Source organism: Streptomyces sp. NPDC005574 (assembly GCF_040605435.1).
In the GTDB taxonomy this organism is placed as follows: domain Bacteria; phylum Actinomycetota; class Actinomycetes; order Streptomycetales; family Streptomycetaceae; genus Streptomyces.
Genome location: NZ_JBEXCW010000182.1, coordinates 1 through 7,097 on the forward strand (window position 1 = coordinate 1; position 7,097 = coordinate 7,097).

8 protein-coding genes and 1 tRNA gene are annotated in these 7,097 nt (G+C 67.7%); 5 read left to right on the plus strand and 4 right to left on the minus strand.

All coding sequences use genetic code 11. The features are described from left to right. Positions 1-305: 305 nt before the first annotated feature. The gene (locus ABZT03_RS42275) at positions 306-611 is read right to left on the minus strand and encodes a DUF6300 family protein (protein WP_356049393.1); all 306 of its coding nucleotides are present in this window, start codon (positions 609-611) and stop codon (positions 306-308) included. Between the two features lie 702 nt (positions 612-1,313). Between ABZT03_RS42275 and ABZT03_RS42280 the strand changes: the two genes are divergently transcribed. Next, positions 1,314-1,568: a hypothetical protein gene (locus tag ABZT03_RS42280; protein ID WP_356049395.1), complete on the plus strand. Its 255-nt coding sequence runs from the start codon at positions 1,314-1,316 to the stop codon at positions 1,566-1,568. Positions 1,569-1,881: 313 nt separating this feature from the next. Here the strand turns inward: ABZT03_RS42280 and ABZT03_RS42285 are convergent. Both ABZT03_RS42285 and ABZT03_RS42290 read right to left on the minus strand, forming a co-directional pair. Then, positions 1,882-1,967 (minus strand) — tRNA-Leu (locus ABZT03_RS42285). A gap of 658 nt (positions 1,968-2,625) precedes the next feature. Beyond that, on the minus strand, positions 2,626-2,871 hold the full coding sequence (locus ABZT03_RS42290; RefSeq protein WP_356049403.1) for an ANTAR domain-containing protein: 246 nt from the start codon (positions 2,869-2,871) through the stop codon (positions 2,626-2,628). A gap of 808 nt (positions 2,872-3,679) precedes the next feature. On the opposite strand from ABZT03_RS42290, the gene ABZT03_RS42295 reads away from it, so the two are divergent. Then, a complete protein-coding gene (locus ABZT03_RS42295; RefSeq protein ID WP_356049396.1) occupies positions 3,680-4,330 on the plus strand; it encodes an endonuclease domain-containing protein in 651 nt (216 codons plus the stop codon). 32 nt (positions 4,331-4,362) lie between these two features. On the opposite strand, the gene ABZT03_RS42300 is transcribed toward ABZT03_RS42295, so the two are convergent. Beyond that, on the minus strand, positions 4,363-4,947 hold the full coding sequence (locus ABZT03_RS42300) for a DUF6233 domain-containing protein (RefSeq protein ID WP_356049398.1): 585 nt from the start codon (positions 4,945-4,947) through the stop codon (positions 4,363-4,365). Positions 4,948-5,185: 238 nt separating this feature from the next. Here ABZT03_RS42300 and ABZT03_RS42305 point away from each other — a divergent pair, with 238 nt between their 5' ends. The 3 genes from ABZT03_RS42305 to ABZT03_RS42315 all read left to right on the plus strand — a co-directional run bounded on the left by ABZT03_RS42305 (position 5,186) and on the right by ABZT03_RS42315 (position 6,657). Then, positions 5,186-5,719, plus strand: a complete 534-nt coding sequence (locus ABZT03_RS42305; protein WP_356049399.1) for a hypothetical protein — start codon at positions 5,186-5,188, stop codon at positions 5,717-5,719. A 180-nt stretch (positions 5,720-5,899) separates the two neighbouring features. Further along, the gene (ssb, locus tag ABZT03_RS42310; RefSeq protein WP_356049400.1) at positions 5,900-6,376 is read left to right on the plus strand and encodes a single-stranded DNA-binding protein; all 477 of its coding nucleotides are present in this window, start codon (positions 5,900-5,902) and stop codon (positions 6,374-6,376) included. Next, positions 6,376-6,657: a hypothetical protein gene (locus tag ABZT03_RS42315; RefSeq protein WP_356049401.1), complete on the plus strand. Its 282-nt coding sequence runs from the start codon at positions 6,376-6,378 to the stop codon at positions 6,655-6,657. Before ssb ends, ABZT03_RS42315 begins: the two co-directional genes overlap by 1 nt. The last annotated feature ends 440 nt before the right edge of the window (positions 6,658-7,097 follow it).

Below are 7,097 nucleotides of genomic sequence, written 5' to 3' on the forward strand. Positions count from 1 at the left end.
GATCAACAAGCCCGACCAACCCCAGCCCGACGACCAAACGATCCCGGCACAGCGATAGAACGACCTACCTGCCTTGATCACGTTGACAGGTTCCGTCCAGAGCGCGGTCGGGACCGGGCTACGGCCGAGAACCCTAACCCGGGCAGCGGATAGTTGAGTTCCCGGCCGCTCGCGCATCCTCACGGTTGGGAGACATGGAACGGATGCGCGATGTCCTGAGCAACGACGGCTGAGGTGACTGGTCACGGCGTCCTGCCCGGCCGGACGTCGTGGAACCTGTGTCTGCTGGGAGCGCGGGTGGGCGGCTAGTTCGGGCTCGGTCTGGGCGTTTCGACCCAGGACCAGCCGTGGTCGGCCATGCCTTCCTTCGTCCACTCCATCAGCAGCCGGGCACCCTCCGCGGACCGGCTGATGTCGTGGCCGCCGCCTTCGGTGAAGTAGGCGAGGAGCGCGGCGGCGGCGGGCTTGGCCGCGTCGCAGCTCTTGCACAGCTCCAGCGTGATGGGCTGCCCGGCTTCGTCCGTCTGCGGCATCCCTGCTGTGGTGACGACGAGATCGCCGCCGCAGCGGGAACACGGTGGCAGGTCCTGGATGCGCAGGATCTCGTTCATACGGCGCCCCCTTGCTCATGCGCGAGTCTTCACCCAAGACCTGGTTGATCGATCCCGTCAATCCCTCGAACAGGTACGACCGCTGACAGGCGCCGGTGCCTGAGGAGACGATGGTGGCCTGGTCCCGCAGAGCCGCAATACGCGACCGGGCCACCGTGTGGGGTCGCGTTTGTGCAGGGGCGCGACTCCGGGGCTGTCGCCTCACCGTTCGGGGTCCGGGCCAGGTACCGGAACGGGTGACAGCGCCCTGTGCAACGACACCGGCCGCCGCGGGACACGACGTGCCCCGGGCCTTATATGCCGCCTCGGTAGGCGGCGCGGAAGACCAGCAGGGCCCTGATCTGTACGACCGTGCCGTAGGGCGGGAACGGATAGTCCGGGTTGGGGCCGCCGTATGTGGTGGTGCTTTCGCCTCACCGCGGACCGGAAGGAGGCTCGGCCGGGAACGGTACGGCCGCCCCCGTGATCAATATCGATCGGTCCGGGCGTCGCCGGGCGCCCCTGACAGGGCCTGCGGCATGCTGGGGTCGGGGGGTGCCGGGAATGCCGGGGGACACCAAGGCGAAGCGGCGGCGGTGTGCGTTTAAGCGCTGCCGCCGACCGCTTTCGAAGAACGCTTCGCCACGGCGCCGGTACTGCGGCCCGAACTGTGTGGCCGGCGCCTACCGGCTGCGCGTGAGGCGTGAACGCGCCTGGAACTTGATGAGCGCCACCATCGGCGCCACCGCAGCCGACTACCTGCACGCCAGCACACGCGAGCAGGACGACCTCCTCGCCCGCCAGACCTGCCAGGCACCCGCCTGCCACACCGTGCTCTGGGCAGGCGCCCGACGCCGCTCCAACACCCGCTACTGCAGCGCCCGCTGCCGTCAGGCCGCCTACCGGGTCCGGCAGAGTGACCAGGCACGGACAACACAGTCAACTCTGTCGTCCGTGGACCATGACGCGGTGCCGTAACGGGGAGCGTGGTGAGTGCGGGCAACGGCCTGTCTGTGACGCTACGACGTCATGGTCAACGTCGGCCAGACAGAGCGGGCCCGATCCCTCGCCAGGGGCGACTCGAGCACGCGGACGACCGAGAAGCTGTCACTTCCAGCGACTTGTCATGCACAATGAGTGAGTCGCTTCTCTTCCCGTGGGCACACTGACAGAGAAGCGGCGCTCTGCTGCTGTTGTCACAGGAGTCGGCAGGAGCAGGCCCGGGCGGCGGTCGCCTTCTCGTTCCCTCGTCGGGGCGACCGCCCCCGGTTCCGCCGCCTTGCCGAAGTCTTGGTAGGAGTGGAGGGAGTCGAACCCTCACGCCCAAAGGGCACCGGGACTTGAATCCGGCGCGTCTGCCCGTTCCGCCACACTCCCTGACGCTTCACCCCCGGCCCGAAGACCGCGAGATTCCAACCCGGGAGCAGACGACACGCGCCCCGTAAGTGCGTACCGAACCCGTGCTGCCTGCAGGTGAAGCGAGATCACTTTACTGCGCCCGGCTGCCTCGGAACCAGTCACTCAGTAGCAGGCTCCAAGGCCGGGCACACCTTTGTTCACCGCTGCTGCGCTCCGCGGACTGCAGAGGGCGGCCCGGTTCGCGAGGGGTGGATGCGACGCGGGGCCGCCGCCTCCCACCATGGGCCCGGACCATCAGACCCGGTCAGGTGAGCGGAGCACGCGAGTGTGAGCGGCCGGTCGGATCACTCAGCGGCGATAGGCTGTGGGCGTGACCTATCTGGTGGTCACCGAGAACCCCCTCCGGGTCCGAGTTGCTGTTAACACTCGGGAATGACCCCCCTCGACTGGGGTTTTCGGCTTTTCGCGACGCTTCGCACCCTGTTCTGGCGTGCCCGTGTACCCCGCCGCGTCCGTTGCCCGCGTGAGAATCGCGTCGAACGGGAGCGGCCCGGTACTCGGAGTTCGGGAGGGACATACCACCGGGCTGCCACCTTCTCCAGCGTGCCCTGTGATGATCATGGCCGCGATGACAGAACGGCACCCGGGTGAGTACGCCGCGGCGGGATGTGCGGGCTTACGGGGCGAGTTGGCGTTCCGGTTCGATGCGGACGTCAGTGCACAGGGTGCCGGTGTGGGCCCAGTCGATGAGCAGTTCCGAGGCGCGCCGGAGTTTGATGTTGCTGCGTTGCGAGACCTCGCGCAGGATGGTCCAGCCCTGGTCGGGGGTCAGTTTTCCGACGGCCAGGAGGACGCCGATGGCCTGGTCGACGACGGCATGGGAGTGGACCGTAATCCGGAGCTGGGCGTTCTTATCGCACAGCGGCTACCTTTCCCCGGCAACGATGCAGAGCCCCATTTGGTGAGGTCACGTTGCTTGTTTGGCCGTGTGGATCAAGGCGGGGCAGGATGCTGGCGCGGGCCGCTAGCCTGGCGGTATGTCAGAGCGTGTTGTTCCAGGTGGGGGTGGGCTGGTCACTGGGGGCGTTGCGGACGCTCTGTGGGCTGAGTTGACGGTTGGCAGTGCTGTGCCGACGGTGTCTGCCGCGTTTACCGGCTTTCCTGCCGCCCCCGGGTCGGGGTATGTCCTGCTCGGTGGTCGTGTGGTGGTTACCGAGAGGACGAGCGCCGGCCGGTGGTGCGTTGCTGAGGCTGAGGTACGCCGGGCGGCAGCGGAGTTGAACGCTATCGAGATGGACCGTCAGGATCTGGTCCGTATCGGTCCGTTTGGCGGTGGGCCGAAGCGCGAGCGCAGTGAGGGGGTGCTGCTGTACTGGCGTGAGCGGATCATCCGGGAGCTGCTGGAGCCGGGCGATTGCGGACTGGGTGCACGGCATGAGCGCGGCCGATTGTCTCACCTGGCGGGGATCGACTGGCGGTCGCTGTGCGTGGAACGAAGCGGCGGGCGCATAGCGCGGACGTGGTGGCTGCCGCGCACCGTGGTCAGATTGCTGGACTCGGCTGAGCATGCGGAAAGGCAGTGGCTGCACTCCGCTGGAGCCGGTCAGGAAAGGCCAGTCACTAGCGAATCGCCCTCTCCGGACCGCCAGGAGCGAACCCCTGGCGGCTGCGAGAGGAGCGCAGGCCCAACTTCCCCATTGCGCCCCTACAACGGGGAGCTGAAAGACCACGTGTATGCGGTCCTCAGCAGGAAGCCCGGCATCGCCCGCAAGGTAGCCGAGTGGGCTTGCGCCGTCTGTGGTAGCGCACCAGCAGCCGTTCTTGATCACTGCCACGAGCACGGCTACGTCCGTGCTCCCGTATGCCAGTCCTGCAATACACAAGAACGCCCCGACCACCTCTACAGCAACGACATCCGCGTGGCCGGCCACTACCGGCGCCTCTTCGACACCCACCCCGCCACCTGGCTACGCCACTGGCACCGCTGCTCCGGCTGCCGCGCCCGCACCACCCTGCCACTGCCCCACCTCGCCGCCTGGACCGCCCACACAGCCTGCCGGCCGCTGCGCCCCACCCACCCCGCCCCCCGCGGCTCTCGCGGACGCAAGCCCTGTGGTGCGTTACGGGTGTCCTGGACCGGCAGCCACCATGCGCCCCATTCCTGCCTTTTCACCGTCGCCGTCGACCTCTGTCCTTCGGGCGAGCACCGTGTCCTGGCTCGCGTTCCCTACCGTGAAGCGGCAAGGCGGTTTGGGACCTGGCTGAGCGAGATCGCCCCCGACGTTGCCGCCGCTGCGGGCCCCGACCGTCTCGACGGCCTGCCGGCCCAGTCCAGGCCGGTCATCGCAGACACCAGCAGCCAGGGCCTGGAACTGTTCTGATCAAGGCCGGGTAGATCTTCCCCGCAAGCCCTTCACTCGACTTTGCGAACGCCTGCAGACTCCGACCCGAAACGCGGCACGTCAGTCTGATCGATGCTGCCGGCGTCTGCGTCCTGCCCGGACTTTTCTTGGTCCGGACCGTGCGGATACGGCAGTGGCTCTGTCGCTTGGCTGGGGGATCCGGTGCTGTCGGCGAGGGAACCGGCTGCCGCGCATTCTCTGCATGCCGCTGCGCGGGGCTGGCTGAACGCTGCCAGAGCCTGCTCCCGGTCCAGCGTCTGGTTGCTGGGCGTGCAGCCGATGACGTGGATGAGCGTGGCGCCCGGGTGCCCTGGGCGGTGAGGCAGGTACTGGAGTGTCCAGGCGGGCTGACTTCTCCGCGACGGGATCTTGCCGGTCCCGATCGCGTCCTGGGTCGGCACGTGCTGGTACGAGACGCCGGGGATGGGGTGCGCGTGTGCCGGGCTCACCCAGGCCCGGTGTTCGACCGGCTCCATAGCGGCATCGGCGGTGTCCTGCCATATGAGGACTCCTACCTGGTACTGCCAGCCGTTGTTCGTCCGGCGCCGGGCATGAAGCCGTGCCCTGACTTCCTGACCGCCCGGCAGTGTGACCATGATCGGCGCTGTACCGTCGTCGTCTTTTCGCCGGTCCCCGGTCACTCGCTACCTTCTGCCTCGTCCGCAACGTCAACGTGCTCTCGTCTACCGAGCCTGGTCGGTCGTCGGGCGTTGCTCGACGCCAGCAGGCCACGGGCGAGAACGGTCAGCACGGCTGCCAACATTACCCAGGCGGCAGTCGCCTTCAGTACCCTGAGTTCTCAGTACTAGACGGGCGGATGAGGGAGCTGCGATCGTGGCGCGTACGTGGCTGTCTGTCCGGGTGGAGTTGGTCTCCGGACACGGTGCGGATCTGTGGCCGCGGCCCGGCAGGATCTTCGCCGCAGCGCGCACTCATTCCTTTACGCAGCTGGCGGCAGCTGTCAATCATGCTTTCGGCCGCTGGGATCTGGCCCATCTGCACCTTTTCACGTTGTCGGACGGCGTCACCAAGGTCAGCCCCTTGGAGTGGTGGGGTGGGGAGGCCCCTGACGGCACGCTGGACGGTTCCTCCACCAAGCTCAGCAGGCTGCAGCCTGGCGAGCAGTTCGCGTATGTCTTCGACATGGGCGACGACTGGGCCCACATCTGCACCGTCGGCGGCCAGCGGATCGATCCCCTCGAGGAACTCGGCGAAGTGCCGGACAACCCGGTTCCGTACTGGGGCTGGGGAAGCCTTCCCGATCAGTACGCACGCCGTTGGGACGGGGATGACGGCGAAGCCCGGTTGCCGAAGCGTCCGGCCCGGGGCACGGGCGACCTACCGCCGATCCTGCCAGGCTGGGGCTAATAGTCCCGGGAGTGTCCTTCTCCGGCCGTGTGATGGCGCAGAGCGAAGAATGCTCAGGGCACGCGGCTGATGGGGGAGACCGGCCGGCGAACGAGGCACCGCAGCTCTGTCCAGAGGGGGAAGATGCGGCAGGCGGTAGAGGGGCCTCGAAGAGTGCTGGGAGGCCGTTAGCCTGACGGTGTGAGGAATGAGATGCCGTTGACGGTGATCGGGAACCTTGTGGATGACCCGGAGTTGCGTTTCACGCCGGCGGGGGTGCCCGTCGCCCGGTTCACGGTGGCGTCCACGCCACGGGTCTTCGACCGAGAGACGAACAGCTCGCGCGATGGAGAGTCGACCTTCCTGGACTGCACCGCGTGGCGTCAGCTCGCGGAGAATGTGGCGGAGTCGGCGTCCAAGGGCGCTCGGCTGGTGGTGGCGGGACGCCTGCGAACCGACCGGTGGGAGACTCCCGAGGGCGAGCGGCGCTCCCGCATGGTTCTGGACGTCGACGACGTCGGAGCCTCGATGACGTTCGCGACCGTCACCATCAGCCGCACTCCGCGTGCCGCTCCCCCGCGCGAGAGCGCGCCGGACGATCCGTGGACCACCGCGAGCACGGTCCGACCCGACGTCCCAGCCGATGACGCACCTGCCGCCAATGAGGCCCCGTTCTGATGATCCCCCGACCCACCCCAGAGCAAGAACCCTCACACGAGAACAACCTGCAGACTGCTGCGACCACGCTGGCCGCAGCACAACAAGCCGTCTCAGAGGCCCGCCGGGACCTGGGCAGGACCATCGTCGCCGCCCGTAAAGCCGGCTACTCCATTCCGCGCATCGCCCGATATACCGGCCTGGACAAGCTGGTCGTACGCAACATCCTGGCCGCGACACCACCCGCCACCACACCAGAGCGAAACGCGGCCACTAGCGGATCCGAACGGCCATTGCCGTAAACGGCACCATCGCAGCTAGCCCCTCCTCGGTACCCGGCCCCGTTGGATGCTGAAACCGGGCGCATGCGGTCGGGACCGGGCTACGGCCGAGAACCCTAACCCGGGCAGCGGATAGTCGGGGTCCCGGCCGTCGCGCAGCCCTGGGGAGACATGGAACGGATGCGCGACGTTCGTTCTGTGCAACGACGGCTGAGGTGGCCGGACACGCCTGCGTTCCACAGTTGAGTGGGGTTCTCGGGGGTTCGGCGAGGCATCGATGCAGGTCAGGCGGTTGCACCTGGTGCGAAAGCCCAGAAACTCCTAGTGGCACGACCCTCATACCCTAGTGATGATGACCTGGGGTGAGGTGGCGTCCTCGGAGCGGTGTAAAAGGCTCGACGAGGGAGGTTCCGGTCTGTGATGTTACGCGGCCTCGGGGAGGGGCGGGATGTCGGGTGCGG